This window comes from Arthrobacter bussei (assembly GCF_009377195.2).
GTDB classification, from domain to species: domain Bacteria; phylum Actinomycetota; class Actinomycetes; order Actinomycetales; family Micrococcaceae; genus Arthrobacter_D; species Arthrobacter_D bussei.
The window spans coordinates 197,453-222,480 of sequence record NZ_VJXX01000002.1 but is presented as its reverse complement, the minus strand read 5'-3'; the positions used below and the strand labels follow the sequence as shown (position 1 = coordinate 222,480).

Annotated in this window: 23 protein-coding genes and 1 tRNA gene; 17 read left to right on the top strand and 7 right to left on the bottom strand. The window is 69.2% G+C overall.

Going from position 1 to position 25,028, the window contains the following annotated elements; all coding sequences use genetic code 11:
• Nucleotides 1-92: 92 nt before the first annotated feature.
• Nucleotides 93-1,169: a lipoate-protein ligase LplAB gene (locus tag FNH21_RS09285; protein ID WP_152814556.1), complete on the top strand. Its 1,077-nt coding sequence runs from the start codon at nucleotides 93-95 to the stop codon at nucleotides 1,167-1,169.
• Here the strand turns inward: FNH21_RS09285 and pepN are convergent.
• Nucleotides 1,154-3,754 carry an aminopeptidase N gene (gene pepN, locus FNH21_RS09280; RefSeq protein WP_152814554.1) on the bottom strand — a complete coding sequence of 867 codons (2,601 nt, stop codon included), beginning with the start codon at nucleotides 3,752-3,754 and terminating at the stop codon, nucleotides 1,154-1,156. The two genes, FNH21_RS09285 and pepN, sit on opposite strands and share 16 nt — an antisense overlap.
• A 119-nt stretch (nucleotides 3,755-3,873) precedes the next feature.
• Between pepN and FNH21_RS09275 the strand changes: the two genes are divergently transcribed.
• The 3 genes from FNH21_RS09275 to FNH21_RS09265 are packed head-to-tail and all read left to right on the top strand — an operon-like array spanning nucleotide 3,874 to nucleotide 7,268.
• Complete coding sequence (locus FNH21_RS09275; RefSeq protein ID WP_152814553.1) at nucleotides 3,874-5,442, top strand: circularly permuted type 2 ATP-grasp protein; 1,569 nt, start codon at nucleotides 3,874-3,876, stop codon at nucleotides 5,440-5,442.
• A gap of 51 nt (nucleotides 5,443-5,493) precedes the next feature.
• Nucleotides 5,494-6,420, top strand: a complete 927-nt coding sequence (locus FNH21_RS09270; RefSeq protein ID WP_152814551.1) for an alpha-E domain-containing protein — start codon at nucleotides 5,494-5,496, stop codon at nucleotides 6,418-6,420.
• Nucleotides 6,417-7,268: a transglutaminase family protein gene (locus tag FNH21_RS09265; protein WP_152814548.1), complete on the top strand. Its 852-nt coding sequence runs from the start codon at nucleotides 6,417-6,419 to the stop codon at nucleotides 7,266-7,268. The genes FNH21_RS09270 and FNH21_RS09265 overlap by 4 nt, the downstream gene beginning before the upstream one ends.
• A gap of 148 nt (nucleotides 7,269-7,416) precedes the next feature.
• Here the strand turns inward: FNH21_RS09265 and glgC are convergent, their stop codons facing one another.
• The gene (glgC, locus tag FNH21_RS09260; protein ID WP_157365956.1) at nucleotides 7,417-8,661 is read right to left on the bottom strand and encodes a glucose-1-phosphate adenylyltransferase; all 1,245 of its coding nucleotides are present in this window, start codon (nucleotides 8,659-8,661) and stop codon (nucleotides 7,417-7,419) included.
• Nucleotides 8,662-8,793: 132 nt separating this feature from the next.
• Between glgC and glgA the strand changes: the two genes are divergently transcribed.
• Nucleotides 8,794-9,996 carry a glycogen synthase gene (gene glgA / locus FNH21_RS09255; protein WP_338403221.1) on the top strand — a complete coding sequence of 401 codons (1,203 nt, stop codon included), beginning with the start codon at nucleotides 8,794-8,796 and terminating at the stop codon, nucleotides 9,994-9,996.
• 205 nt (nucleotides 9,997-10,201) lie between these two features.
• On the opposite strand, the gene FNH21_RS09250 is transcribed toward glgA, so the two are convergent.
• Together FNH21_RS09250 and FNH21_RS09245 are read right to left on the bottom strand one after the other, a co-directional pair.
• Nucleotides 10,202-12,322 (bottom strand): acyl-CoA dehydrogenase family protein, encoded by a 2,121-nt coding sequence (locus FNH21_RS09250; RefSeq protein ID WP_152814546.1) that lies wholly within the window; start codon nucleotides 12,320-12,322, stop codon nucleotides 10,202-10,204.
• Nucleotides 12,319-13,140, bottom strand: a complete 822-nt coding sequence (locus tag FNH21_RS09245; RefSeq protein ID WP_152814544.1) for a TetR/AcrR family transcriptional regulator — start codon at nucleotides 13,138-13,140, stop codon at nucleotides 12,319-12,321. The genes FNH21_RS09250 and FNH21_RS09245 overlap by 4 nt, the downstream gene beginning before the upstream one ends.
• Nucleotides 13,141-13,204: 64 nt before the next feature.
• On the opposite strand from FNH21_RS09245, the gene FNH21_RS09240 reads away from it, so the two are divergent.
• The 6 genes from FNH21_RS09240 to FNH21_RS09215 all read left to right on the top strand — a co-directional run bounded on the left by FNH21_RS09240 (nucleotide 13,205) and on the right by FNH21_RS09215 (nucleotide 20,075).
• Nucleotides 13,205-14,521 (top strand): acetyl-CoA C-acetyltransferase, encoded by a 1,317-nt coding sequence (locus FNH21_RS09240; protein WP_152814542.1) that lies wholly within the window; start codon nucleotides 13,205-13,207, stop codon nucleotides 14,519-14,521.
• Nucleotides 14,521-15,897: a 3-oxoacyl-ACP reductase gene (locus tag FNH21_RS09235; protein ID WP_152814540.1), complete on the top strand. Its 1,377-nt coding sequence runs from the start codon at nucleotides 14,521-14,523 to the stop codon at nucleotides 15,895-15,897. The genes FNH21_RS09240 and FNH21_RS09235 overlap by 1 nt, the downstream gene beginning before the upstream one ends.
• Nucleotides 15,894-16,811, top strand: a complete 918-nt coding sequence (locus FNH21_RS09230) for a MaoC/PaaZ C-terminal domain-containing protein (RefSeq protein ID WP_338403220.1) — start codon at nucleotides 15,894-15,896, stop codon at nucleotides 16,809-16,811. Before FNH21_RS09235 ends, FNH21_RS09230 begins: the two co-directional genes overlap by 4 nt.
• Nucleotides 16,812-16,965: 154 nt before the next feature.
• Nucleotides 16,966-17,931: a trypsin-like serine peptidase gene (locus FNH21_RS09225; RefSeq protein ID WP_338403219.1), complete on the top strand. Its 966-nt coding sequence runs from the start codon at nucleotides 16,966-16,968 to the stop codon at nucleotides 17,929-17,931.
• 125 nt (nucleotides 17,932-18,056) lie between these two features.
• A complete protein-coding gene (locus tag FNH21_RS09220; RefSeq protein ID WP_152814538.1) occupies nucleotides 18,057-19,301 on the top strand; it encodes a kynureninase in 1,245 nt (414 codons plus the stop codon).
• 36 nt (nucleotides 19,302-19,337) lie between these two features.
• Nucleotides 19,338-20,075 carry a M50 family metallopeptidase gene (locus tag FNH21_RS09215; RefSeq protein ID WP_152814536.1) on the top strand — a complete coding sequence of 246 codons (738 nt, stop codon included), beginning with the start codon at nucleotides 19,338-19,340 and terminating at the stop codon, nucleotides 20,073-20,075.
• A 15-nt stretch (nucleotides 20,076-20,090) separates the two neighbouring features.
• Here the strand turns inward: FNH21_RS09215 and FNH21_RS09210 are convergent, their stop codons facing one another.
• A complete protein-coding gene (locus FNH21_RS09210) occupies nucleotides 20,091-20,366 on the bottom strand; it encodes a hypothetical protein (RefSeq protein WP_152814535.1) in 276 nt (91 codons plus the stop codon).
• A gap of 269 nt (nucleotides 20,367-20,635) precedes the next feature.
• Between FNH21_RS09210 and FNH21_RS09205 the strand changes: the two genes are divergently transcribed.
• The 3 genes from FNH21_RS09205 (at nucleotide 20,636) to FNH21_RS09195 (ending at nucleotide 21,789) form a co-directional block, all read left to right on the top strand.
• A tRNA-Leu gene (locus FNH21_RS09205) sits at nucleotides 20,636-20,719 on the top strand.
• 209 nt (nucleotides 20,720-20,928) lie between these two features.
• Nucleotides 20,929-21,573: a site-specific integrase gene (locus FNH21_RS09200; RefSeq protein ID WP_191931801.1), complete on the top strand. Its 645-nt coding sequence runs from the start codon at nucleotides 20,929-20,931 to the stop codon at nucleotides 21,571-21,573.
• Nucleotides 21,574-21,789, top strand: coding sequence for a hypothetical protein (locus tag FNH21_RS09195; protein WP_152814531.1), 216 nt, complete (start codon nucleotides 21,574-21,576; stop codon nucleotides 21,787-21,789).
• Nucleotides 21,790-22,326: 537 nt separating this feature from the next.
• On the opposite strand, the gene FNH21_RS09190 is transcribed toward FNH21_RS09195, so the two are convergent.
• On the bottom strand, nucleotides 22,327-22,926 hold the full coding sequence (locus FNH21_RS09190) for a TetR/AcrR family transcriptional regulator (RefSeq protein ID WP_152814530.1): 600 nt from the start codon (nucleotides 22,924-22,926) through the stop codon (nucleotides 22,327-22,329).
• Nucleotides 22,927-23,045: 119 nt separating this feature from the next.
• Here FNH21_RS09190 and FNH21_RS17300 point away from each other — a divergent pair, with 119 nt between their 5' ends.
• The 3 genes from FNH21_RS17300 to FNH21_RS09180 all read left to right on the top strand — a co-directional run bounded on the left by FNH21_RS17300 (nucleotide 23,046) and on the right by FNH21_RS09180 (nucleotide 24,625).
• Entirely contained in the window at nucleotides 23,046-23,177 is a 132-nt protein-coding gene (locus FNH21_RS17300; RefSeq protein WP_277819747.1) for a hypothetical protein, read from the top strand.
• Complete coding sequence (locus FNH21_RS09185) at nucleotides 23,162-23,992, top strand: alpha/beta fold hydrolase (RefSeq protein WP_206687051.1); 831 nt, start codon at nucleotides 23,162-23,164, stop codon at nucleotides 23,990-23,992. The genes FNH21_RS17300 and FNH21_RS09185 overlap by 16 nt, the downstream gene beginning before the upstream one ends.
• Nucleotides 23,993-24,151: 159 nt before the next feature.
• Nucleotides 24,152-24,625 (top strand): alpha/beta fold hydrolase, encoded by a 474-nt coding sequence (locus FNH21_RS09180; RefSeq protein WP_191931800.1) that lies wholly within the window; start codon nucleotides 24,152-24,154, stop codon nucleotides 24,623-24,625.
• Between the two features lie 79 nt (nucleotides 24,626-24,704).
• Here FNH21_RS09180 and FNH21_RS09175 read toward each other — a convergent pair whose 3' ends face one another.
• Nucleotides 24,705-24,980 (bottom strand): hypothetical protein, encoded by a 276-nt coding sequence (locus FNH21_RS09175; protein WP_152814528.1) that lies wholly within the window; start codon nucleotides 24,978-24,980, stop codon nucleotides 24,705-24,707.
• Between the last annotated feature and the right edge of the window lie 48 nt (nucleotides 24,981-25,028).

The window sequence follows — 25,028 nt, the reverse complement described above, 5'->3', positions numbered from 1 at the left end:
GCGCGGCTCCTGCTGCGTTAACCCAGCAGAAGCACTCCGACCGTCGGCCGGTACCGACCATCACGGCCGGATCGACACGAGAGGACCAGACCATGGCCCAGCACCCCGACGCCGACGGCCTGCACGGCGAGTTCAAGACACCGGGCGGGAAGCTCACGGCTGTCGAGCTCGCGGTCCGCGACGGCCGGCTGGCCGGCGTCTCGGTCAACGGCGACTTCTTCCTGGAACCGGACGAGGCGCTGCTCGACATCAACGCCGCCCTCGAGGGCCTGCCCGCCGACACAGCCCCGGGTGAGATCGCCGCAGCCGTCACCGCACGGCTCGATCCGTCGGCGGTCCTGTTCGGGTTCTCGGCCGAGGCCATCGCGACGGCGGTCCGCCGCGCACTCGGGCGGGCCACCGGCTTCGCTGACCACCCGTGGGAGATCATCCCGCCGACACCCCTGTCCACGGCGATGCACGTCGCCATGGACGAGGTCCTCACCCACGACGTCGGCACGGGAGCGCACAACCCGACCCTGCGCTTCTGGGAGTGGCAGTCCCCGTCGGTGGTGATCGGGAGCTTCCAGTCGATGCGCAACGAGGTGGATCCGGCCGGAGCGGAACGCCACGGCGTGACGGTGGTCCGAAGGATCAGCGGGGGAGGCGCCATGTTCATGGAGCACGGGAACGCCATCACCTACTCGCTGTACGTCCCGCAGTCCCTCGTGGATGGACTGAGCTTCGCCGAGTCCTACCCCTTCCTCGACGCGTGGGTCATGGAGGCACTGGAGAAGCTGGGCATCACCGCGTGGTACCAGCCCCTCAACGACATCGCGACGGACCTCGGGAAGATCGGGGGAGCTGCGCAGAAGCGCTTGGCCAACGGCGGGATGCTGCACCACGTCACCATGAGCTACGACATCGATGCGGACAAGATGCTCGACGTGCTGCGGATCGGCAAGGAGAAGATGTCCGACAAGGGCACGCGCAGCGCGAAGAAGCGGGTGGACCCGCTGCGGCGGCAGACCGGGATCACCCGCGAGGAGATCATCGAGGTGATGATCTCGACGTTCCGCCAGCGCTACGGAGCCGTGGACGCCACCCTGTCCGACGCCGAGATCCAGCGGGCCGAGGAGCTCGTGGAGCGGAAGTTCGGTACCGAGGAGTGGCTCTACCGCGTCCCCTGAGCCTGTGCGCGCAGCGCGCGGAGCAGGTGGTCCCGTTCCTCGACGACGATGCGGCGGAGTGCGGCAGGCGCCTCGGCGTTGGCGGCCAGCCACTCGTCGGTCCGGACGACGACGGGGTGGTCCGTGGGCTCACCCTCGAGGTCCTGGTGGCCCGGGTACAGCCCGCGCACGATCCTGCTGGCCATCTCGATGCCACGGGTCGCCCAGACGTCGCGCAGCGCTGCGAAGTAGGGCTCCTCGTACGCACCCAGCAGGTCCCTGGACCCCAGCATGAAGCCCTCGACGGCGGCGCTGAGCAGGTCGTTGGACAGCCGCGTCCCGTGCACGGCCTCGTCCCACGTGGCCTTCTTGATCGCCGCGTCGGGCAGTGCGGCCGACGCGAGTGCGAAGCCCACCCGCCCTGATGCCGTCGGATCCGCGGTCTTCTCCGCCTCCAGTTCCCCGGGCAGGACGCGCTGCTGCGCAGCGAGGCCCTGGAGGAAGAACCAGCGCAGTTCGGCGTCGAGCCGCAGGCCCGGCACTTTCTCCTCGCCGTCGAGCACCGAACGGAGGTGGTCCGCCGCCGCGGGGGCGGAGCGCGCCGTGGCAGCCAGCGCCCGCGCCCAGGCGAGCTGGAGGTCCGAGCCAGGCTCCGCGCCACGCACGCCGTCCCACAGAAAAGCCCCCACGCGTTCCCACAGCCCGGGTCGCTCGGACGCGGGAGCGAAGCTGCCGATGGCCGTCCGGACATTGGCGAGGAGGACCTGCAGGACCCCGACGCCGGTCTCGGCCGGTGCGGCGAGCATGACGGCGTCCACATAGGACGGCACGGGCAGGGTGGCGTCGCGCGTGCTCGACCACAGCGCGGTGAGGCACGTTGCGCGGGCCAGCGGATCCTCCAGCCGGTCGATCGAGGTCAGGAGCGTGGCGAGCGACCGCTCGTCGAAGGACAGCTTGGCGTAGGTGAGGTCGTCGTCGTTGACCAGCAGCAGGTCCGGCTGCCGGACGCCGACCAGCGCGGCGACCGGCGTGCGTCCGCCGTCGACCGTGACCTCCTCGGACCCCGATCGGACGAGGGCGCCGTCGTCGTCGAACGCGTACAGGCCCACGCGCACGAGGTGCGGCCGGTGCTCGTCGACGCCGGTCACGGGGTCCACGGCGTCCTGGACCACGGTCACGTCCGTGAAGACATCGTCCTGCACCGCGACCTCGGCGCGCAGCGCGGGGACCCCCGAGGTCTGCAGCCAGGACCGCGACCAGGCGGTCAGGTCGCGGCCGGTGGCTGCCGCCAGCACGTCGAGCAGATCGGTCAGCGTGGTGCTGCCGTACGCGTGGCGACGGAAGTACCGGCGGGCCGCGTCCGTGAACGCGTCCCGACCCACGAAGGCCACGAGCTGCTTCAGGACCGAGGCACCCTTCGCGTACGTGATGCCGTCGAAGTTCTGCTTGGCGGCTTCGAGGTCGGTGATGTCGGCGACGATGGGGTGCGTCGTCGGCAGCTGGTCCTGCACGTAGGCCCAGGACTTGCGGCGATTCGCGAAACTGACCCACGACGTGCTCCACCGGGTCGCCTCGGCGACCGCGAGCGCCCCCATGTAGTCGGCGAAAGACTCCTTCAGCCAGAGATCGTCCCACCAGGTCATGGTCACGAGGTCGCCGAACCACATGTGCGCCATCTCGTGCATGATCGTGTTCGCACGCGCCTCACGCTGGGCCTCGGTCGCGGCCGACTGGAACACATAGCTCTCGGTGAAGGTCACCAGCCCGGGGTTCTCCATGGCGCCGAGGTTGTACTCGGGCACGAAGGCCTGGTCGTACTTCCCGAAGGGGTAGGGGTAGTCGAAGAGGGTGTGGAAGAACTCGAGCCCGCGCCGGGTGGTGTCGAAGATCTCCGGAGCATCGAACGCGGGGGCGAGGGAGCGGCGGCAGTACAGGGCCAACGGGATGCTGAGGCCCTCTCCCGCCGTGCCGGCCGTGCCGGTCCAGACGTCCGTCTCGCGGTGGTACGGTCCCGCCAGCACGGCGGTGATGTAGGTGGAGATGCGCTCGGTCGGCGCGAAGGTCCAGCGCGCCGCAGTGTCCGAGATCTGCTCCCGGGCGCTCTCGCTGCCGTTGGACGCGACCGTCCAGTCGCTCGGGGCCAGGACGCTGAACGAGAAGGACGCCTTCAGGTCCGGCTGCTCGAAAGTGGCGAAGACGCGGCGCGCGTCGGCCGGCTCGTACTGCGTGTAGAGGTAGGTCTCCCCGTCGGCGGGGTCGACGAAGCGGTGGAGCCCTTCGCCGCTGGAGCTGTAGAGCGCCTGGCCGGTGACCGTGACCGTGTTCCGCCCTGCGAGGCCCTCGAGGCGGATCCTGGCTCCGTCCCGGACGGCGGAGGGGTCGAGGGCCGTTCCGTTGAGCTCCACCGCGGTGACGTCGCCGATGAAGTCCAGGAAGGTCGAGGCTCCCGGCTCCCGGCAGGTGAAGACCACCGTGGTGGTGGTCCGGTAGGTCCGTTCCCGGGCGTCCCGCGCCTCCGAGAGGTCCAGTTCGACAGCGTAGGTCTCGGTCCGCAGCAGCGCCGATCGGGCGGCCGCCTCGTCCCGCCTCAGGTTCTCGTTCTCCATCCGGCCATTCAACCACGCGCCCGGAAGGCGCCCCCCGCGGCTGTTTCCGGGAGGTTAACGGTGACGGAGGTGGCGTGTACGGCTGTGTCCGGCGGCGTCATCCATGGCACTGTTGATCCATGTCCGAGCTCTTCGCTGACTATGCAGCCGCCGCCCGCAAGACGCCCGCGTTCGACGAGATGTTCGATGTCGGGCAGTCACCGCGCGCCGAGTACGGCCAGGTGGCGGCAGCCCTGGCTGCGCTGAACCTCGCCGATGTGACAGCCCGCGCGGACTCCATGGCGCGCACCTTCCTCGACCGCGGCGTCACCTTCGATTTCGCCGGGGAGGAGCGGCCCTTCCCCCTCGACATCGTGCCGCGCGTGATCGCCGGGGAGGACTGGGACGTCCTCGAGCGCGGTGTCGCCCAGCGGGTCCGTGCCCTCGAGGCGTTCCTGGGCGACGTCTACGACAAGATGGCGGTCGTGTCCGACGGCGTCATCCCCCGCCGGCTGATCACCTCGAGCGCCCACTTCCACCGGGAGGCCGCCGGCTTCAGCCCCGCGGGCGGTGTGCGCGTCCACATCTCGGGCATCGACGTCGTCCGTGACCAGCAGGGCACCTTCCGGGTGCTCGAGGACAACGTCCGGGTCCCGAGCGGCGTCAGCTACGTGCTGGAGAATCGCCGAGCCATGGCCAAGGGCCTGCCGGAGGCGTTCGGCCAGCAGCACGTCCGCCCGGTGGAGGAGTACCCGCGGCGCCTCCTCGCAGCCCTCCGGAAGACGGCGCCTCCCGGTGTGGACGATCCCACCGTCGTCGTCCTCACCCCCGGAGTGTTCAACTCCGCCTACTTCGAGCACACGCTCCTGGCGGGGCTGATGGGCGTCGAGCTCGTCGAGGGCCGCGACCTCATCTGCCGCGGGAACCGCGTGTACATGCGGACGACGGCGGGGGAGCAGCGCGTCGACGTCATCTACAAGCGAATCGACGACGAGTTCCTCGACCCCCTGCAGTTCCGGGCGGACTCCGTGCTCGGCTGTCCCGGCATCGTGAACGCGGCGCGTGCCGGGATGGTCACCATCGCCAACGCGGTGGGGAACGGGGTGGCGGATGACAAGCTCGTCTACACCTACGTGCCGGACCTCATCCGCTACTACCTGGGTGAGGACCCGATCATCGCCAACGTGGACACCTACCGCCTCGAGGACGCCCCCGCGCGCGAGGAGGTGCTGGACCGCCTCGACGAACTCGTCGTCAAGCCCGTCGACGGCTCCGGCGGCAAGGGCCTCGTGATCGGCCCGGACGCGACCCGGGCAGAACTCGACACGCTGCGCGCGAAGGTGCTCGAGGACCCCCGTGGCTGGATCGCCCAGCCGGTCCTGCAGCTCTCGACCGTGCCCACGATGTCCGGCGGCCAGTTCAGCCCGCGCCACGTGGACCTGCGGCCATTCGCGGTCAACGACGGCGAGGACGTCTGGGTGCTGCCGGGCGGACTCACGCGCGTCGCCATGAAGGAGGGCTCGCTGATCGTGAACTCGAGCCAGGGCGGCGGCTCGAAGGACACGTGGGTGGTCGACGGCGAGGTGCGGCGCCCGACGGACGGCAGCGTCCCCGCCGAGCGTCCCTCCGTCAGCGTGCGGGAACGGACCAGCGTGTGGCCGATCGAGACCAACTGGCAGGACAAGCAGTCGGAACAGCAGCAGCAATGACGCGCCCACCGGCACCAGACGTCCCAGCACCCCTTCGGAAAGGCAGGCCCCATGCTCAGCCGCATCGCTGAATCGCTCTTCTGGATCGGCCGCTACGTGGAGCGGGCCGACGGCACCGCGCGCATCCTCGACGTGCACCTCGAACGGCTCAACCAGATGCCGCTCCCGCAGCAGCGGGAGACGTCCCGCCAGCTGCTCGGCGTCATGGGCAGCCGCCCGGAGAAGCAGGACCTGGAGCTCTCGGATCTGCTCCAGGCGCTCGCCTACGACCGCACGAGCGCGACGTCGATCGCCGGCGCCCTCGGTGCCGCACGCGAGAATGCCAGGCGGGCCCGCGAGACCGTCTCCAGCAGCGTCTGGGAGAGCCTCAACACCACCTGGTACGGCCTCACCCAGCACCGCAAGGACGTCGTGGGGACCTACCGCTTCTGCCACTGGGTGGTGGAGCGCACCGCCATGGTGCGCGGCCTGTCCGACACGACCATGAGCCACGACGAGAGCTGGCAGTTCCTCGTGCTCGGGCGCAGTCTCGAGCGCGCCGACATGACCGCGCGCATGCTCTCGACCCACGACGTCCACGCGGCCGGTCTGTCCTGGGTCAACATGCTGCGGTGCGCCGGCGCCTACGAGTCCTTCCTGAGGACCCGGCGCGCGGCCTTCGGCGACCAGCAGGCAGCGGAGTTCCTGCTGCTGGACCGGCTCTTCCCGCGATCGATCGTCTACGCGCTGAGTGACGCGGAGAAGTGCCTGACCCAGCTCAATCCGGCCTACCAGCGTGTCGGCTTCATCAACGACGCCAGCCGGATCGTCGGTCAGGCGAGGACCTTCCTCGAGTTCCACCAGACGCGGGACCTGATGGCGGAGCTGCCCGAGCACATGGACCGCGTGCAGAAGGCCTGCGCCAGGGCATCCGACGCCGTGTCCCGCACGTACTTTTCCCAGGCCGATGAGCTGTCCTGGGTCGGAGAGGTCTCATGACACGCCTGCTGATCGAACACCGCACCGGCTACGACTACCTCCGCCGGGTGTCGCTGTCCTACAACGAGGCGCGCATGACGCCGCTGACCGATCCCCAGCAGGTGGTGCTCGAGTCGACGCTGAAGGTCACCCCGTCCAGCGCCGCCGTGGCCACCTACCGCGACTACTGGGGCACCCGGGTGACGTCCTTCGACGTGCACGTGCCCCACGAGCATCTCGAGGTCACAGCCGTCTCCACCGTCGAGGTCAGCCGGACGGAGCGCGTCCCGGCCGAGGGAGACATCCTCTCCTGGGAGGATCTCGCCTCACCGGCTCTCACCAACGACTTCGCCGACTGGCTCGGCCAGACGGCGCTCAGCGAGCCCGGGGACGAGGTGCGGGAGCTCATGGCGGAGACCGCGCACGGCCTCGACCCGCACCAGGCCGCGCGCGCCGTGTTCGACCGGCTGCGGTCCGAGATCGACTACGTGCAGGGGGCCACGGGCGTCCAGACCAACGCGCAGGACGCGTGGGCCGAGCGCAAGGGGGTGTGCCAGGACCTCGCCCATGTCGCGATCGGAGCACTCCGCAGCCTCGGCATCCCCGCCCGGTACATCTCCGGCTATCTGCATCCGCGCCGCGCGGCGGCCGTCGGCGAGACGGTCGCCGGACAGTCCCACGCCTGGGTCGAGTGGTACGACGGCGAATGGCGCGGCTGGGATCCGACGAACAGCGGGCCCGTCAGCGATTTCCACGTCTCCGTGGCCCGCGGGCGCGACTACCGGGACGTGTCGCCGCTGAAGGGCATCCTCTCCGGCGGCGGCGGATCGACCCTGAACGTCACGGTGGCCATCACGCGCGTCGCGTAGGCGACCGTCGTACCGGCCGTCGGACCCTGACATTTCGGATCCTGACATTTCGGATCCTGACACGTCGGATGCTGACACAGGGAAAGCCCCGGCTCGGGCCGGGGCTCTCCTCGTGTCGGTGACTGGGATCAGCGCGTCGGCGGCCTGATCAGGCCGGTTCCACGGCCTGTCCCTTGCTGACGATCGTCAGCCCCGATTCCGTGACGGAGAACCCCCGGCGCCGGTCCAGCTCGGGATCCACGCCGATCGTCGCCCCGGCCGGGATGCGGACGTTCTTGTCGATGATAGCCCGGCGCACCACGGCGCCTGCTCCGACGTTGACCTTGTCGAGGAGCACGCTCCCGGTGACCTCGGCCGATTCCGCGATGAAGACGTCGGTGGCGAGGATGGAGCTCTGGACGGCGCCCCCGGACACCACCACGCCGGCGGAGACGATGGAGTCGTGCGCCTCGCCGGACTGGCCCGAGGAGCTGCGCACGAACTTCGCGGGTGGGGAGACGCTCTGCCGCGTGTAGATGGGCCACTGCAGGTTGTACAGGTTGAACAGGGGCAGCGGCGAGATCAGGTCCATGTTCGCGTCGTAGTACGAGTCCATGGTGCCGACGTCGCGCCAGTACTGGCGGTCCCGGTCGGTGGCCCCGGGGATGTCGTTCTGCGTGAAGTCGTACACCGCGGCGTCGTTGCGCTCGACGAAGTAGGGGATGATGTCCCCGCCCATGTCGTGCTTCGTGTCCAGCCGTGCGGCGTCGTCCTCGAGGGCCTTCACGAGCGCGTCCGTCGTGAAGACGTAGTTGCCCATCGAGGCCAGGAAGCTGTTCGGGTCGTCGGGCAGGCCGGGGGTGGAATCAGGCTTCTCGACGAAGGCCGCGATCCTGCCCGGATCGTCCTGCGCGGTCTCGATCACGCCGAACTGGTCCACGAGGTTCATCGGCTGCCGGACCGCCGCGACGCTCACGGAGGCCCCGCTCCTCACATGGGCGTCGACCATCTGCTCGAAGTCCATGCGGTAGACGTGGTCCGCGCCGATCACGACGACGATGTCGGGCTGCGCGTCGTGGATCAGGTTCAGCGACTGGTAGATGGCGTTGGCGCTGCCGAGAAACCAGCTCTTGCCGCGTCGCTGCTGCGCCGGGACGGACGCGATGTAGTTCTGCAGCTGGGTGGACATGCGCCAGGTCTCGGAGATGTGGCGGTCGAGGCTGTGCGACTTGTACTGCGTCAGCACCACGATCTGCAGGTAGCCGGAATTGACCAGATTGGAGAGGGCGAAGTCGATGAGCCTGTAGCTCCCCGCGAACGGGACGGCCGGCTTGGCCCTGTCCGCGGTGAGCGGCATGAGCCGCTTGCCTTCTCCACCTGCCAAGACCACGGCAAGTACTTTCTTCGGTGCCACTGGTGACCCCCCGCTCTTCCTCGAGTGTTCTGCGTCCACGACCGGTGGTCGATCAAGCGTAGGTCCGCGTTCCGGAACCCCTCCGGTCACTTCACACTAGAGGACTCCGCCGCACTGCACTACGTTGGTTCGGTGCGAATAGACATTGTGACCAAGGAGTTCCCGCCCGAGATCTACGGTGGTGCGGGGGTGCACGTCGCCGAGCTCAGCCGCGTGCTCGCGCCGCAGGTCGACCTGCGGGTGCACGCGTTCGGCAAGCCGCGTCCCGGGGACTACCACGGCGCGGCCGTGTTCTCCTACGGGGTGCCGGAGGGCCTCGCGCAGGCCAACGCGGCGGTGCAGACGCTGGGCACCGACCTGCAGATGCTCGACGGCATCGGTGGGGCGGACCTCGTCCACTCCCACACCTGGTACGCGAACATGGCCGGACACCTCGCCTCGCTGCTGCACGGCATCCCGCACGTGCTCAGCGCCCACAGCCTGGAGCCGCTGCGCCCCTGGAAGGCCGAACAGCTCGGAGGTGGCTACGCGCTCTCCTCGTGGGCCGAGAAGACGTCCTACGAGGCCGCGGCAGCAGTGATCGCCGTCTCGGCCGGCATGCGCGCCGACATCCTCCGCAGCTACCCGGACGTCGACCCGGCGAAGGTGCACGTGGTGCACAACGGCATCGACGTCTCCACCTGGACGCGGGACGAGGACGACGACGCCCTCCGGGCCCATGGGATCGATCCGGGCCGGCCCAGTGTCGTCTTCGTCGGACGCAACACCCGGCAGAAGGGCGTCCCGTACCTGCTGCGCGCAGCGGTGCACCTGCCCGCCGAGGTCCAGCTGGTGCTCTGCCTCGGCGCCGCGGACACCCCGGAGCTGGCCGCGGAGACCGAGGTGCTCATCCGGAACCTCCGCGAGCAGCGGGGCCGGGAGGACTCCGTGATCCTCATCGAGAGGATGCTGCCGCGGCGCGAGGTCGTCCAGATCCTCAGCCACGCCACCGTCTTCGCCTGCCCGTCCATCTACGAGCCGCTCGGGATCGTCAATCTCGAGGCCATGGCGTGCGGCGCAGCCGTCGTCGCCTCGGCCACGGGGGGCATCCCGGAGGTCGTCGACGACGGCGTGACCGGCACCCTGGTGCCGCTGGAGCAGGTGCAGGACGGCACGGGGACCCCCCTTGACGCCGAGCGCTTCGTCGCGGACTTCGCCGCCGCGCTGAACGCTCTGGTCGGTGATCCCGCACGGGCCCGGGCGATGGGCGTAGCGGGACGTGAACGTGCTGAACGCCACTTCGACTGGGGATCCATCGCTGAGACGACCCTCGGGGTGTACCGGAGCGTCCTCTAGCCGGCGCGGCCCGGTGATCGCTGCCTGCGCGGTCACCGGTGGGGATCGTTCGAGCCCGGGCCTGTCCTGGGAGGCGATGACGCTGCTCACCCGTCTCGGCGGTTCCCTCTGCGTCGCCGACCTGCACCACCCCGTCGCCCGGCTCCCTGGGCTGGATCAGCCCGGCTCCCCAAGCTGATTCAGCCCGGCCCAGCGCCGACGCCGACTACTTGGCGCGGGCGGCCTTCTTCGCCTTCTTCGCCTTCTTGTCCTTCGCTGCGCGCGCGAGGAGGGTCTTCTCGTCGATCGGCGCATCGCCGCCGGCCCGACGGCGGCGCATGTACTCGGCCGCCTCCTCCTGACGGCGATCCTCGACGCCCGTCGCGATCTCCGACCGGAGGTGCTCCTGCCCGTAGCCGAACGCCTCGACGAGGTCCAGGGCATGCGGGCGGATCTTGGCCAGGAGCCGGTTGATGTACCCGTCCAGCGTGCGGGCACGCTGCGAGGAGAGCCGGCCGTTCATCAGGAACCAGGCGAGGTCCTTCTCGATGAGGCACAGACCGAAGAGATCACGGAGACGCGTGAGGACCTCCCGCGTCCCTGGATCCTCGATCTCCTTCAGGCCCCGCGTGAAGGCTTCCCACTGGAGCAGTTCGGCGTGGGCGTGGGCCACCTCGATGAGCTCGTTCTGGTGCTGGTTGAAGAGTGCGGCGGACTTCTCCTGGGACATGCCCCTGGCTCCGCGCAGTGCGCCGGCGAGCTCGGCGACACGGGTCTGCACCCGGTCCGAGAGCAGCTCGTGCTGGGTGGCCTCGTCGCGCAGCGCGATCGCCGACTTCTTGCCGGACCCCGAATCGGCCACGGTCTGCGCGACCCGGCGCAGCCCGGAGCGGTGCAGGGTCCTGCCCGCGGCCTGGGACACGGCGTAGCGGGCGAGCACCCCGAAGTCGACACCCTTGAACTCCTTGGCGTAGTCCGTCAGCAGGCGCTTGGCCACGAGCTGCAGGAGCACCGTGTTGTCACCTTCGAACGTCACGTACACGTCGAGGTCGGCGCGCAGCGACGCGAAGCGGTTCTCGATCAGGAAGCCCTGCCCGCCGGTCGCCTCGCGGCATTCCTGCAGGGTGTCGAGGGCGAGCCACGTGGACAGGGGCTTGAGGGCTGCGGCGAGGGTCTCGAGGTCCTGCCGGTCCTCGTCCGTGTCGTGCGCGCCGGAGAAGACGTCGTCGAACTTCTCGAGGAGTTCCTCGTGGGCGAAGGAGGCGGCGTAGGTCGCCGCGAGGCGGGGGAGCAGGCGGCGCTGGTGCCGCTGGTAGTCCATGAGCACCTCTTCCTTGAGGTCCGACGAGGCGTTGAACTGGCGTCGCTGGGTGGAGTACGTGACGGCTGCGGTGAGCGCGAGCTTGCTTGCTGCGACGGCGGCACCGTCCAGCGAGACACGGCCCTGCACCAGCGTCCCGAGCATGGTGAAGAACCGGCGACCGGGCGAGGCGATGGGGGAGGTGTACGTGCCGTCCTCGGCGACGTCCCCGTAGCGGTTCAGCAGATTGGTGCGCGGCACCCGCACGTCGGTGAAGTGCAGCCGCCCGTTGTCGATCCCGTTCAGGCCACCCTTGATGCCGTCGTCCTCGCCACCCACACCGGGCTTGAAGGAGCCGTCCTCGGTGCGCAGCTCGACGTAGAGGCCGTGCACGCCGTGGTTGACGCCGTTGGTGATGAGCTGGGCGAACACGACGGCGGCACGCCCGTCGATGGCTCCGTTGCCGATGTAGTCCTTCCAGGCGGCCCGGAACGGGGTGTTGATGACGAACTCGTCCGTCGCGGCGTCGAAGGTCGCGGTGGTGGCGATGCTCGCCACGTCGCTGCCGTGTCCGGTCTCCGTCATCGCGAAGCAGCCCGGGATCTCCATGTTCATGATGCCGGGGAGCCACGCCTCGTGGTGGTTCTGCGTCCCGAGGTGCATGACGGCGGAGCCGAAGAGGCCCCACTGCACGCCGGCCTTGATCTGCAGCGACGGGTCGGCGACGACGAGCTCCTCGAAGCCGGCGATGTTCCCGCCGTGGTCGTCGTTCCCGCCGAACGCGACCGGGAAGGCGCGGTGCACGGCCTGCTGCTGCACCAGGTAGTGCAGCTGGTCGAAGCAGCGCAGCCGGTGGTCGTGGTGCGTCAGGCCCTCGATCTTGTGGACCTCGGGGCGTCCGGCGAGCTCACGGGCGACGCGGCGTACGTCCGCCCACTTGCCGAGGAGCAGGTCGCCGAGTTCCGCGGTGTCCACCGTGGCTCGCTCGTCGTCACGGATGTCGACCGTGGCGGGGATCTGCTGCGGCCGGGAGATGGTCTGCGTCATGGTGTGTCCTTCGCTGGTCGGCGGGTGGGTGAACGCGTCGGTGGGACCGGGGGTGGGGAGGGAGCGTCAGGGGAGCGGGGCGGGATCCGGCGGCCGGGGGAAGCCGCCTGCGTGAGGGCTTCGTACCGGGCGATGCCGTCGAAGAGCCAGCCCGTGATGTGGTGGGCCATCTGCTCCTCGGTCGGTTTGTCCGGACCGTCCGGGGTGGAGAGCCAGTGCTCACCTGCTGCGCGCACCATGCCGATGGCCGCGGCCGGCCAGTACTCGGGTGCGGAATCGTCGGGACCGCTCGGGCGGTCGGGGGAGAGCAGGTACGCGCGCATGGGCCGGGACACCATGTCGGTGACGGCTGCGAGGAAGTGGGCGAGGGTGTCCTGCGCGCCGTCGTCGTGCGCTCCCGAATCCGCGATTCCCACCCTCGTCACGAAGGCGTAGACGTTGGGGGAGGTCCTGGCCATCTGGAGGTAGGCGAGGACCATGGAGTGGAGGCCTTCGCGCGGGGTCGCGGCGGCCCTCGCCGCGTCGATGACCTTCTGCTGCATCTGCCCGATGACCACCTCCGCGACGGCCCGCTGAAGGCCCGTCTTGTCCCCGAAGTAGCGGTAGTACACGGACTTCGACGTGTCCGCGGCAGCGGCGATGTCCTCCATGGAGGCTCCGGCACCGAGCGAGTCGATGGCCCGCCGGGCCGTCTTGATGAGTTCGCGTCGCCGGGCTGCGCGGTGTTCCTCCCAGCGGCTCGACCGCCCGTCCGGGGCGGTCGGCGCCTCGGCGGACGCCTGACGGGAGGCACCCTTCCGGGCGGCGGCGAGCTTCATGATACTCAGCGTATCAGGTACGCTAGGTATCGGTAACTCACCCCCTCGCACCAGGAGTCCTTCCATGGCTAATCAGGCCGGGGCGCAGAACGCTGCCCAGTCACCCCGCACGGCAGTCGTCATCGGCGGCAACCGCATCCCCTTCGCCCGCGCCGGCGGAGCCTACGCCTACTCGTCCAACCGCGACATGCTCATCGCCGCGCTCGACGGGCTCGTGGCACGCTTCGGCCTGCAGGGCGAGCGCATCGGCGAGGTCGCCGCGGGCGCCGTCCTGAAGCACTCCCGCGACTTCAACCTGACCCGCGAAGCAGTACTCGGATCGGCACTCTCGCCGGAGACTCCCGCCTACGACCTGCAGCAGGCGTGCGCCACCGGACTCGAGACCGTGGTGGGGCTGTCCAACAAGATCAGGCTCGGCCAGATCGAGTCGGGGATCGCCGGCGGCGTCGACTCGGCGTCCGACGCCCCGATCGCCGTCAGCGAGGGGCTGCGCCGCGTCCTCCTGGACCTCTCCCGCGCCAAAACGACCCAGCAGAAGATCCGCATCCTCAGCACGCTCCGGCCGAAGGACCTCTCGCCCAACGCACCGGGCACGGGTGAACCCCGAACCGGGTTGTCCATGGGGGAGCACCAGGCCATCACCACGGCCGCCTGGCAGATCACCCGTGAGGCCCAGGACGAGCTCGCCTACCGCAGCCACCAGAACCTCGCGGCAGCCTACGACCGGGGGTTCTTCGCCGATCTCCTGACGCCCTACCGTGGACTGGTGCGCGACGCGAACCTCCGCGCCGACACCTCGCCGGAGAAGCTCGCAACGCTCAAGCCCGTCTTCGGCAAGGGCCTCGACAGCCCGGCGACCATGACGGCCGGCAACTCCACGCCGCTGACCGACGGAGCCGCCGTCGTGCTGCTCGGCAGCGAGGACTACGCGCGTGCCAACAACCTGCCCATGCTCGCGAACGTCGTCGACGCCGAGGCGGCCGCGGTGGACTTCGTGCAGGGCGACGAGGGCCTGCTGATGGCGCCGGTCCACGCGCTGCCACGCCTGCTGAAGCGCAACGGCCTCACCTTCGCGGACTTCGACTTCTTCGAGATCCACGAGGCGTTCGCCGGGACGGTCCTCAGCTCGCTCGCGGCCTGGGAGGACGAGGAGTACTGCAGGCGTGTCCTCGGCCTGGACGGCGCGCTCGGCAGCATCGACCGCTCGAAGCTCAACGTCAACGGGTCCTCGCTCGCTGCCGGGCACCCCTTCGCCGCGACCGGCGGCCGCATCGTCGCATCCCTCGCCAAGACCCTCTCGGAGCAGGGCGGACGAGGACTCATCTCCGTGTGCGCCGCGGGTGGCCAGGGCGTCGTCGCGATCCTCGAGGCGAGGAACTGATGGCCGACGCGTACCTGGACCTCGTCAACACGCCCCTGCCCGCGAAGATCGCCAAGGCGCTCGGTCTTCCCCGGCCCTCCGTGCTGCGGCGCTGGACGCCCGGTGAGGTGCTCGCGCCGCACCCCGTCCTGGTCGCCGGCGCGGGTGCGGGGGCGGACGCGCTCGCCGACGTGCTGCTCGGCTGGGACGTCGAGGTGCGGCGCCACGTCCTGCCCGGCGAGAAGCTGAGCGCCGCCGTCGTCGTCCTGGAGGCAGCGACCGAGCCCGCCGACCTCGCCGCCCCGATGCTCGAACTCGGGCACGCCGTCAAGCTGCTGGTACCGGGCGGACGCGTGATCGGCGTCCTCCGCTCGGCCGCCGACGCCTCCGGACCCGCGCAGGCGGCTGCCCGCCAGGGGATCGACGGCGCCCTCCGCTCGGTCGCGCACGAACTGCGGGGCGGGGCGACGGCGAACGGCATCATCCTGCGCGGGGACGCCACCACGACGGATCCGACGACGCTCGGAGCCCTGCGCTTCTTCCTCTCGGGTCGCAGCGCCTATGTCGACGGCCAGTTCGTCGAGGTGGCTTCCACTCCGTCGGGAAGCATCACCGACCTCGCCGCCGCGACCGCTGCCTCGGGGGAGGGCGTCGCGGACCAGCCCCTGGCCGGGAAGACCGCCGTGGTCACCGGCGCTGCCCGCGGCATCGGGGCCAAGATCGCCGAGGTCCTGGCACGTGACGGAGCGCGTGTCGTCGCCGTCGACGTGCCGGCCGCGGGGGAGCAGCTCGCCGCCGTCGCGAACAGCGTCGGCGGGACGGCGCTGCAGGTGGACATCACAGCGGCGGACGCCGCCGTGCGGATCCTCGACCACGTGCGCCGGCGCTTCGGCACGCTCGACATCGTGGTGCACAACGCCGGGATCACGCGGGACAAGCTCCTGGCCAACATGGACGCGTCCCGTTGGGAGTCCGTCATCGCGGTCAACATCGCCTCGCAGCTGCGGATGAACGAGCAGTTCATCGCCTCCCCGGTCTTCTCGGAGACGGGACGAATCGTGAGCCTGGCCTCGACGAGCGGCATCGCCGGCAACCGCGGGCAGAGCAACTACGCCGCGTCCAAGGCGGGTGTGATCGGCATGGTCCGGGCGCAGGCGGCCGAGTTCGGGGGCACGGGCCGCAGCATCAACGCCGTCGCCCCGGGCTTCATCGAGACCGACATGACCGCGAAGATCCCGCCGCTCACGCGCCAGGTCGCCCGGCGCCTCAGCAGCCTGCAGCAGGGCGGCCTGCCCGTCGACGTCGCGGACACCGTCGCATTCCTCTCCTCCGACGCCGCTGCCGGCATCAACGGCCAGGTGCTCCGTGTGTGCGGGCAGAACCTTGTGGGCGCGTGAGCCAGGAGAACGGTGCGACCGATCTCGTGCAGCTGGAGGCCGTCCCCGCCCTCGCCGGGCTGTACCGCCGGGCGCTGCTGACGACGGCCGCCCGCAGGGTGGCACGGAAGGGTGCGCCGTCGGACCTGCCCGCCGTGCGGCACCGCGTCGGCGGCGTGCGCGTGGAGCTGCCCGCAATCACGTGCTTCCAGCATCTGCTCGGGTCCGCGGCCCGGGACCAGCTGCCCTCCGCCTACCTGCACACCGTCGCGTTCCCGGTGGCCATGAGCGTGCTCGCGCGGCCGGACTTCCCCCTCCCGCTCCTCGGCATGGTGCATCTCAGCAACGAGGTGCGGCAGGAGCGGCAGGTCGGCGTGTCGGAGACGCTCGACGTCGTCGCGTGGAGCGAGGCCCTCAGGCCCCACCCCGCCGGCACGCAGGTCGACCTCATGACGGAGATCGCCGTCGACGGGGAGCGCGTGTGGTCGGGACGCTCCGTCTACCTGGCCCGCGGTATCCGGGCGGTGGGCGCACCGGAACGATCGCCCGTGGAGCGGCCCGCCTTCGTCCCGCCCGTCCCGACGGGACTCTGGCGTCTGGACGCCGACCTGGGGAGGCGGTACGCGGCGGTGTCGGGGGACTGGAACCCCCTCCACCTCAGCGGTCCCTCCGCGCGGCTGCTGGGCATGAAGGGCGCCATCGCCCACGGCATGTACCTCGCGGCACGGATGGTCGACGAAGCCGTGCCTGCTCCGTCGGGTGCGCTCTCGTGGCGTGTCGACTTCGCCACGCCCGTGCCGCTGCCCGGCAGGGTGGCGCTCTCCTTCGCCTCGCCGACCGGCGAAGTCGCTGCAGCCGGCTCCCGGGTCGACGTCGTGGGCTGGGATGCGAAGCGCCGCCGGCCGCACTTCACGGGGTGGGTCCGCGCGGAATAGTTCCATGCCGGGCAGGCCCTGTCCAGAGAGCCGGTGGTTTTCACGGGTAATTCTTCCGAAGTCACCGAATCGGCTGGGCAGGGCATGTGGGCGCGGGGCAGACTCCAGGGACCGGCCCCCGAAGGCCGCCCCACTTGATGGAAAGAGGAGTTTCGTGAACTCTAGAGGTCTCAAAGCCGGCATGATCGCCGCGTCGGCCCTGATGGCATCAGCGCTGATGGCAGCAGGTCCGGTCCAGGCAGCGCCGTCGCCCGCCACCGACACGAGCGTTGCCGGCGTCGTGTCCCACGCCCAGAACGAGAGCCAGGCATCGCTGGACGCCTACTGGACCGCGGACCGGATGAAGAACGCCAAGCCAGCCACCGCGATCAATTCCGGGTGGGCGGCCGAGGGCCGGTCCATCATGCCGAAGGCAGGTCAGGAGTCGGTGGCCAAGGCGCCGAAGCAGCCCGTCGTCGAACCCCGCGCCGTCGCCCAGACGGCCGTACCGCGCATCGGCAAGGTGTTCTTCACCCAGGGCGGCCAGAACTACGTGTGCTCGGGCAACTCCGTGCAGAGCGGCAACCAGAGTGTCGTCGCCACCGCCGGCCACTGCACGCACGACCTCGCCACGGGATTCGTCACGAACTTCGTCTTCGTGCCCGCCTACAACAACGGTGCGGCGCCCTACGGCAAGTTCACCGCGCGTTCGCTGGTCGCAGCGAGCGAGTGGGTCTCCCGCAACGACATCAACTACGACGGCGCCTTCGCCGTCATGAACACTCTCAACGGCCGGACCCTCTCGGCGACGGTCGGTGCATCGAGCATCGGCTTCAACATGGCCCGCGGGCTGAACTACACCGCGTACGGCTACCCTGCCGCCTCGCCGTTCAACGGCGAGCGCCTCTACAGCTGCACGGGGACCGCAACGGCCGATCGCATCGGCGGCACGCAGTCGCAGGGCATCCCCTGCGACATGACCGGCGGCTCCTCGGGCGGTCCGTGGTTCGTCGGCTCGGGATCCGGCGGCATGCAGAACTCCGTCAACAGCTTCGGCTACAGCACCCAGAAGAACGTCATGTACGGCCCGTACTTCGGCAGTTCCATCCAGGCGGCCTACAGCACGGCGTCCAGCCGGTAGTCGTCCCCCCGCGCAGTATCCACGTAGTACCCATGCAGTATTCAGGAGGGCGGTTCCCCAGGGAGCCGCCCTCCTGGACTTCCGCAGTCCGCGGACCGGCAGGGCCCGCCACCTAGACTGGGGCCATGACCAGCTCCACCTTCGCCGACAGGGCGGCCGAGCTCGACGCCGCCGACCCGCTCGCCCGTCACCGCGCACTCTTCCTGGGAACGGCGGATGCATCCGTCCGCTCCTACCTCGACGGCAACTCCCTCGGCCGTCCCCTCGCCGTGACGCCGGGCAGTCTCACGGCGTTCGTCGGGGAGCAGTGGGGCGGCCGCCTCATCCGGGGCTGGGACGAGGGCTGGCTGGAGCTGCCCCAGCAGGTGGGCGACAAGATTGGGCGGGTGGCCCTCGGTGCCGCCGAGGGACAGTGCATCGTCGCCGATTCCACGAGCGTCCTCCTCTACAAGCTGGCGCGCGCGGCCGTGGCGGCGCGGCCGGAGCGGACCGAGATCGTCGTGGACCGCGACAACTTCCCGACGGACCGCTTCATCGTGGAGGGCATCGCCCGCGAGCGGAACCTGACGGTGCGCTGGATCGACGTCGCCTACGACGGCGGGGCGACCACGGTGGACGTCGCGGGCGCCGTCGGGCCACAGACCGCCCTGGTGCTGCTCAGCCACGTCGCCTACAGGTCCGGCCACATCGCCGATGTCGAGGGCATCACGCGGGTGGTCCACGACGCCGGCGCGCTGGTCCTGTGGGACCTCAGCCATTCGGTCGGCTCCGTCCCGGCCGAGCTCGACGCCTGGGACGTGGACTTCGCGGCCGGGTGCAGCTACAAGTACCTCAACGGTGGACCGGGCGCTCCCGCGTGGGCGTACGTCGCCGAGCGGCACCTGGCGACGCTCGACCAGCCGATCCCGGGCTGGCTCGGCAGCGCCGACCCCTTCACGATGGGTGCCGCGTACCGACCGGCGGACGGGATCCGGAGGCTCGTCTCGGGAACCCCGCCCATCGTCGGCATGATCGCCATGCGCGACATGCTGGACCTGCTCGAGGATGTGGGCATGCCCGCCGTCCGGACGAAGTCGGAGCGGCTCACGGCTTTCGCCGTCGAGGCCGTGGAGGCCGTGCTCGCGCCGCACGGCGTCGTCGTCGCCTCACCGCGCGATCCCGCCCGGCGCGGCGGTCACATCACCATCGACCATCCCGCGTTCGCCGCCATGGTGCCCGATCTGTGGGCGGACGGCATCATTCCCGACTACCGCAACCCGAACGGCATCAGGCTCGGACTGTCGCCCCTGTCGACCTCCTTCGCGGAGGTCGCCATGGCGATCGGCGCCATCGCCGAGCGGCTCGACCGGGCGGCCGACGCCGATCGGTAGGACAGTCGTGCAGGCCGGGGTGGGACGGGACGGCACATGAGCTCGCCGGCGGCCGAGTTCCGGGACCGCATCGTCGGCGGCTTCGCGCAGGCCGCTCCGCCGTCGGTGGGGCTCACCGGCATCCTGGCGATCGCGGTGGCTGCCGCCGTGCTGTGCATCCCGCAGCGTTCCTGGCGCGTCTTCGGACTGTTCGTCACCGTGGTCCACGAACTGGGCCACGTGGGGGCCGCCCTGCTCACCCTGCAGCGCGTCACAGGGATCACTCTCCGCCTCGACCACTCGGGCACCACCACCAGTCTCGGGCGCGGCGGCCGGCGCGCGGCCTTCACCACATTCTGGGGCTACCCTGTGCCTGCGGTCGTCGGGCTCGGGCTCCTGTGGAGTGCCGCGCACGGGTGGGCGGGGGCTGCGCTCTCCGCCGGTGCGATGCTCCTGGTGGCCGCCCTCGTCCTCGTGCGGAACGGACAGGGCATCCTGATCCTAGGCGGCAGCGCCGCCGTCGCCCTGGCGCTCGTGTGGTTCGGGGGAGGGGAGCCCGCAGGATACGCCTGCCTGGTCCTCGGGATCGCCCTGCTCGTGGGGGCCTGCCGTGACTGGATCAAGGTGGTGCGGGTCCATGCCCGACGGCGGGACCTGGGGTCATCCGACGCCTACCTGCTGAGGGCCGCCACCGGCGTCCCGTCGGCGCTGTGGCTCGGTGGCTTCGCCCTCGTGATCGGCGGATCGCTGGCACTCGCGTGCGGCCTGCTGGCGCTCATCGCCGTCGCGCCCTGACCGCAGCGCACCACGTCAGTCGTCGCAGATCCGGGTGCGCCCGGAGCTGTAGGGGGCGCCCCGCTGCCGGCAGAGGTCGTCGAACAGCTCGTTGACGGCCTGGGAGATGCAGTCCCGCTCATGTTCCGGCAGGTCGATCAAACCGTGCAGGTAGGCGTTGACCTCGTACTCGTCGACGCCTCCGCCCATGCTGAAGTAGTGGAGCCAGAGTTCACCCGTGGAGATGTTGGCCCGTCTCATGGCGTCGAACGTCAGGGCGAACTGCTCCTGGCCGGGATTCGTCTCGTCCACCGCATCCATTCCCTGTTACTCGGATCTTCCCTGTGCCACGGCACATGCCGGCCCGTGGTCTGGTCAGCATATGCCGTGCGGCCGGTACGACGGGTGGGCCGGGAGCGCTTGCCGCGGTCGCGGGCGACACGGTAGGGGATCCTCCATGGTCATCGCTATGCGGGTGCCGTCGGCGGCCCGCGCACAGGCCACCGATTCAACTCCTGAGCTGTTCTCGTGTTAGAGTCTTTCTCGTTGCTTTCGCCGGTTTATACGGTGAAAAACCACCCGCGCGGGTGGCGGAATGGCAGACGCGCTAGCTTGAGGTGCTAGTCCTCTTATTGAGGGTGGGGGTTCAAGTCCCCCTCCGCGCACAGTAAAGCCCCTAGTCAGAGCGATCTGGCTAGGGGCTTTGTTGATGAAGAGGCCGTTTTGGTTGATGAGCATCGTAGGATCACCAGTCATGGCCACCACACGCACTACCACCAGGGCAGACGGATGGACCCGCTAACAGGTCATCTGGCGGGAACCGCACACCGGTAAGCAGACCTCGCGCTCGTTCGACGACCCTGCCTCGCCGACAATGCTGCAGCACTTCCTGAACGACGACGGTCAATGCTTCCGCTTGGCAGCCGAGGTTGCGGCCGTCATCCGCTCGACCTCCCCGCGTATCCGCGACGTCGTCCGCACCCACATCGACGGCATCACAGGTATCGAATCAGGCACGAGGGCCCGCTACCGACGGCTGCTCGAGAACCACATCGTGGAGCCGCTCGGCTCGATCCCCGTCGACCGGCTCCCGCGGGCGCAGGCCCTGCAGTGGTTCGAAGGCATGATCGTTGCGGATAAGACCCGAAAGAATATCCATGCGCTACTGTCCGCGGCGCTTGAGACGGCCGTGCGCGAGCGCCACGTGACCGAGAACGTGGCCAAGGGCATCCGGGCCCCGCGATCCTCTGTGAGGTCGCGGGAGAGCGTCTTCCTGACCACGTCCGACGTCTCGCTCATCGCCGACAGCATCGATCCGCAGTACTCCACACTGATCCGCTTCTTCGCCGCCACGAATCAGAGCTTCAGCGAGGCCACGGCGCTGCGCCGGCGCGACATCAGGAAGGACGCTTCCGGCAGGTACACCGTGCACGTTACGCGGGCCTGGAAGCTCGCTGACGGGGGATGGGTCATCGGAGGACCCAAGAGCCCCAAGAGCCGACGTACCGGGTCCGTGTAGATGTCCCTCACCGAGCTGCTCGACCAGCAGCTCACCTCGCTGCGGAACGATGACCTTGTCTCCAAGAACGCGAGTGGAGGAGCGCTACGCAACAATCAGTTCTACCGCCTCTTCTGGGCCCAACCATCACGGCCCTCACCGACCCGGCCGAAGCGCCGCGCCTCGATCAGGCGTCCACGCCGCATGACCTGCGCCACACGCACGTCAGGTGGCTGATCGCGAAGAGCGTCCCCCTGCCCGTCACCAGGCACGCTTCGGCCACGAGACCATCCAGATGTCAGTGGATATCTACGGGCACCTCGCCAGCGACGCCGACAGCAGCGCAGCAGACCTTCTCGACGAGAGGAGAGGCGGCGAACCAGGTTCCAGGAGCCGGACTACAGGTAAGAGTAACGAGACACGACACGGTACGAGTCTCTTCCCGGACGGAGGGAAGGGACTCGGGTCGTGCGTCGGCATGCTGCCGACGTCATGGCGTAATCCTGCCCGCGAGCCGGTGGTCCACCGTACCTGCTAGGAGTTTGAGAGTCGGTTGGCTCCGTCATGCGGGGGAGTGGACGTTTACCTGGAACGATGAAAACGGGCGTAAGAATGCCTCACGTGCGTCATTCCGCCGTGGGAAGTGTTGCGTTGGGGAAGACCCCGGTGCCACAGCGCATAGGGGCTCAGAATGGGTGTGAATCCCAGCAGTAAGTGGCGTGATTCTCGCAGCGCTTCCTGTCGTGCTCTGCGCGACGACGCGATGAGTTTGGGTCAGCGGTCTCCTCGGGCAAGCACGCCCGATATGAGGAGTTGCACAAGAGCGGCGGCGTCGTACTGGGCATCGCTTGAGGCACTGATGCAGAGGTTGCCAATGCCTTTGAGCACGTTGTACGCATCGATCTCCGTCGCTGCGGCCCCTGGCTCCCGGGCGGCTTCAAGGAGCGAACCGCACACCGGGACAAGACGGCCGACGAAGTAGGTATGCAGAGCATCAGAACCGGCGTTGTCTCCTTGCAGTGCGCCGGCGAGACCGTGCTTGGTGACAAGGAAGTCCACGAACAAGGCCACCCAAGCGCGTAAGGCCGCCTCGGGCGACGCGCTCTCCGCGAGTAGCCGTGGGCCGGCTTCTGCGCACGCCTCGACCTGGTGCCGGTATACCGCGACCACAAGCTCCGGACGCGTGGGGAAGTGTCGGTAGATCGTTCCCACGCCGACGCCGGCTTTCGCTGCGATTTCCCGCACCGGAGCGTCGACTCCGGACGTCACGAACACCGCTGCCGCTGCGTCAAGGAGGGCCTGCTCGCTTTGACGCGGGCGGCCCACGTTCCTGGACCGCGGAACGCGTGATTGCTCGCGGTGGGTGTCAGCCATATGCCCGTCCTCAATGACTTGATCTCGTCTGGTGAATTACGGAGCGACGTTCCGTACTATTATGGAACACCGATCCGATACTAGTATCGCAGAGCGCGGCCCTTCGAAAGGAACTCACCATGACCTCATCACTCATCACCGAACTGGACGGCATCATCGATACCGGAGCTCCGGTGATCTCGTCGCCCCGGTCCAACTGTCCGCTCCCGGCCGTGCTGTTCCCCTGGAGGTGCGGGTGTCCGCCCCTGTGACCGGCAGGAACCTTCCTGTCGTCATGTTCTCCCATGGCAACGGATGGAACCTCGACGGGTACGCGCCGCTCACGGCGTTCTGGGCCTCCCGCGGGTTCGTCGTGATCCAACCCACGCACCTGGACTCGCGCCGGAACGGCTTCGGGTTCGACCACCCGGTGTTCCCGACGATCTGGACCGAGCGGATCGCGGATCTCACACGCATCCTCGACCAGCTGGACAGCATCGAGGCCGCCGTCCCCGGACTTGCCGGCCGCGTCGACCGCAGTCGCGTTGCCGCAACAGGCCATTCCTGGGGTGGCCAGACAGCGCAGGCGCTCCTCGGAGCGCGGATCCTCAATGAAGCGGGCCAGGTCGGCGAGGACATGTCCGACAGCCGCGTCACCGCGGGAATCCTCCTCGCCGCAACCGGGATCGGCGGTGACGACCTGCATCCATTCGCCCAGGCCAATTTCCCCTTCATGCGCCCCTCGTTCCACGAGCTGACCACGCCGTCCCTCGTCATCGCCGGTGATCGCGACCAGTCGAAGATGTCCAGCCGTGGGCCGGACTGGTTCACCGACGCCTACACGTTCAGCCCGGGCGCGACCGATCTCCTGACCTTCCACCGCGCCGAGCACGCGCTCGGCGGTATCGTCGGATACGAGGTCGCCGAAACAACCGACGAGAACCCGGAACGGGTCGCCGTCGTCCAGCGGATGAGCACCGCATACCTCCGCACCGCTCTCCAGGTGGACGCGAACAGCTGGCCCGCCGCCCGCGCCGCATTCAGAGGCAGCACCAATTCGATCGGGCGCGCCGACAGCAAGCAATAAGAGCAGTCAGATATCCCGTCATGCACCCGCCGCCGGCGAAGGGGCCGAGGCGTCCGCGATGAAAGGCAGTCACCGCGTGAGGTGTACGGAAACGATCGATCAGCGGGACGCTGGGTCGGCGGGTGCTGCCCCTGGCTGCGCCCACGGTGCATGACGTGAGTGGCTTGTCTATTCGGCGAGTGCCCGCAGCGCGCGAAGGTGCACTGCTGCCCAGGAGCGGAACGGTTTCCACGTCTTGGAGATCTCGTCGATCGAGCGGTCGTCGCCGTAGCGCTTCGTGACTTCTTCGCTCAGCTTGCTCTCATTGCGCGGCAGGACGTGGCTTCATTCGGGAACCGGTTCCTCCAGGACGCCGATGGCGAAAGTAGGCAGCGGGCGTGGGACCGGGTAGCCGCGCAGGCTGTGGGAGCGTTCATGACGCCGACCAGCGCGGCCGGCTGGCAGGGAACCGACTCGACCTACATCGTCTGCGGGCAGGACAGAAGCACCTCGGTTGAGTTGCAGCGCTTCCACGCGAACCGAGCAACACGCAGCGTTGAGCTGCCAACCGGGCATCACCCGTTCCTCACCCGCCCTGACCTGATCGTCGAACAGGTACAAATGCTGATGCATGGTGGCAGGCGGCTCGAGTAGGTGTGCACTTACTGAGGTGCCGTTGTTCCAGTACTAGCGCGAAGCCAGTTCAGCGCGTGCTCCTGTTGGCTCGTGGTGATCAACGCTGTTGCGCGGTTTGGATGTATCGGGCTAGCCACTCCAGCATGAGGACTCGTTCCGCGTCAGTCAGACCGGGCAGTCGCGGCACGAGCGCCAACGGGCCCGGGTCTTCCTCGTTCAACGGGAAGTCCGCGAACGCCACCGCGACCGCGGCGCGTTCACCGAGCTTCTCGGAGTACTCGGCGAGGGTCTCCCTGCCCCATTCCAGATTCACGCCCATCACCGTCCCGGTATCGGGTGCGAGCTTCCTGCCGTCGATCGGATCGCAGGGCACGGCTTTGGTGCCGCCATGACCAGGCGAACGAGACGTGAGACCACACCT

Bases quoted from the DNA above. Each gene is read 5' to 3' on its own strand.
- FNH21_RS09285 (WP_152814556.1), top strand. From the start codon at position 93: ATGGCCCAGCACCCCGACGCCGACGGCCTGCACGGCGAGTTCAAGACA.
- pepN (WP_152814554.1), bottom strand. From the start codon at position 3,754: ATGGAGAACGAGAACCTGAGGCGGGACGAGGCGGCCGCCCGATCGGCG.
- FNH21_RS09275 (WP_152814553.1), top strand. From the start codon at position 3,874: ATGTCCGAGCTCTTCGCTGACTATGCAGCCGCCGCCCGCAAGACGCCC.
- FNH21_RS09270 (WP_152814551.1), top strand. From the start codon at position 5,494: ATGCTCAGCCGCATCGCTGAATCGCTCTTCTGGATCGGCCGCTACGTG.
- FNH21_RS09265 (WP_152814548.1), top strand. From the start codon at position 6,417: ATGACACGCCTGCTGATCGAACACCGCACCGGCTACGACTACCTCCGC.
- FNH21_RS09250 (WP_152814546.1), bottom strand. From the start codon at position 12,322: ATGACGCAGACCATCTCCCGGCCGCAGCAGATCCCCGCCACGGTCGAC.
- FNH21_RS09245 (WP_152814544.1), bottom strand. From the start codon at position 13,140: ATGAAGCTCGCCGCCGCCCGGAAGGGTGCCTCCCGTCAGGCGTCCGCC.
- FNH21_RS09240 (WP_152814542.1), top strand. From the start codon at position 13,205: ATGGCTAATCAGGCCGGGGCGCAGAACGCTGCCCAGTCACCCCGCACG.
- FNH21_RS09235 (WP_152814540.1), top strand. From the start codon at position 14,521: ATGGCCGACGCGTACCTGGACCTCGTCAACACGCCCCTGCCCGCGAAG.
- FNH21_RS09220 (WP_152814538.1), top strand. From the start codon at position 18,057: ATGACCAGCTCCACCTTCGCCGACAGGGCGGCCGAGCTCGACGCCGCC.
- FNH21_RS09215 (WP_152814536.1), top strand. From the start codon at position 19,338: ATGAGCTCGCCGGCGGCCGAGTTCCGGGACCGCATCGTCGGCGGCTTC.
- FNH21_RS09200 (WP_191931801.1), top strand. From the start codon at position 20,929: ATGCTGCAGCACTTCCTGAACGACGACGGTCAATGCTTCCGCTTGGCA.
- FNH21_RS09195 (WP_152814531.1), top strand. From the start codon at position 21,574: ATGTCCCTCACCGAGCTGCTCGACCAGCAGCTCACCTCGCTGCGGAAC.
- FNH21_RS09190 (WP_152814530.1), bottom strand. From the start codon at position 22,926: ATGGCTGACACCCACCGCGAGCAATCACGCGTTCCGCGGTCCAGGAAC.
- FNH21_RS17300 (WP_277819747.1), top strand. From the start codon at position 23,046: ATGACCTCATCACTCATCACCGAACTGGACGGCATCATCGATACCGGA.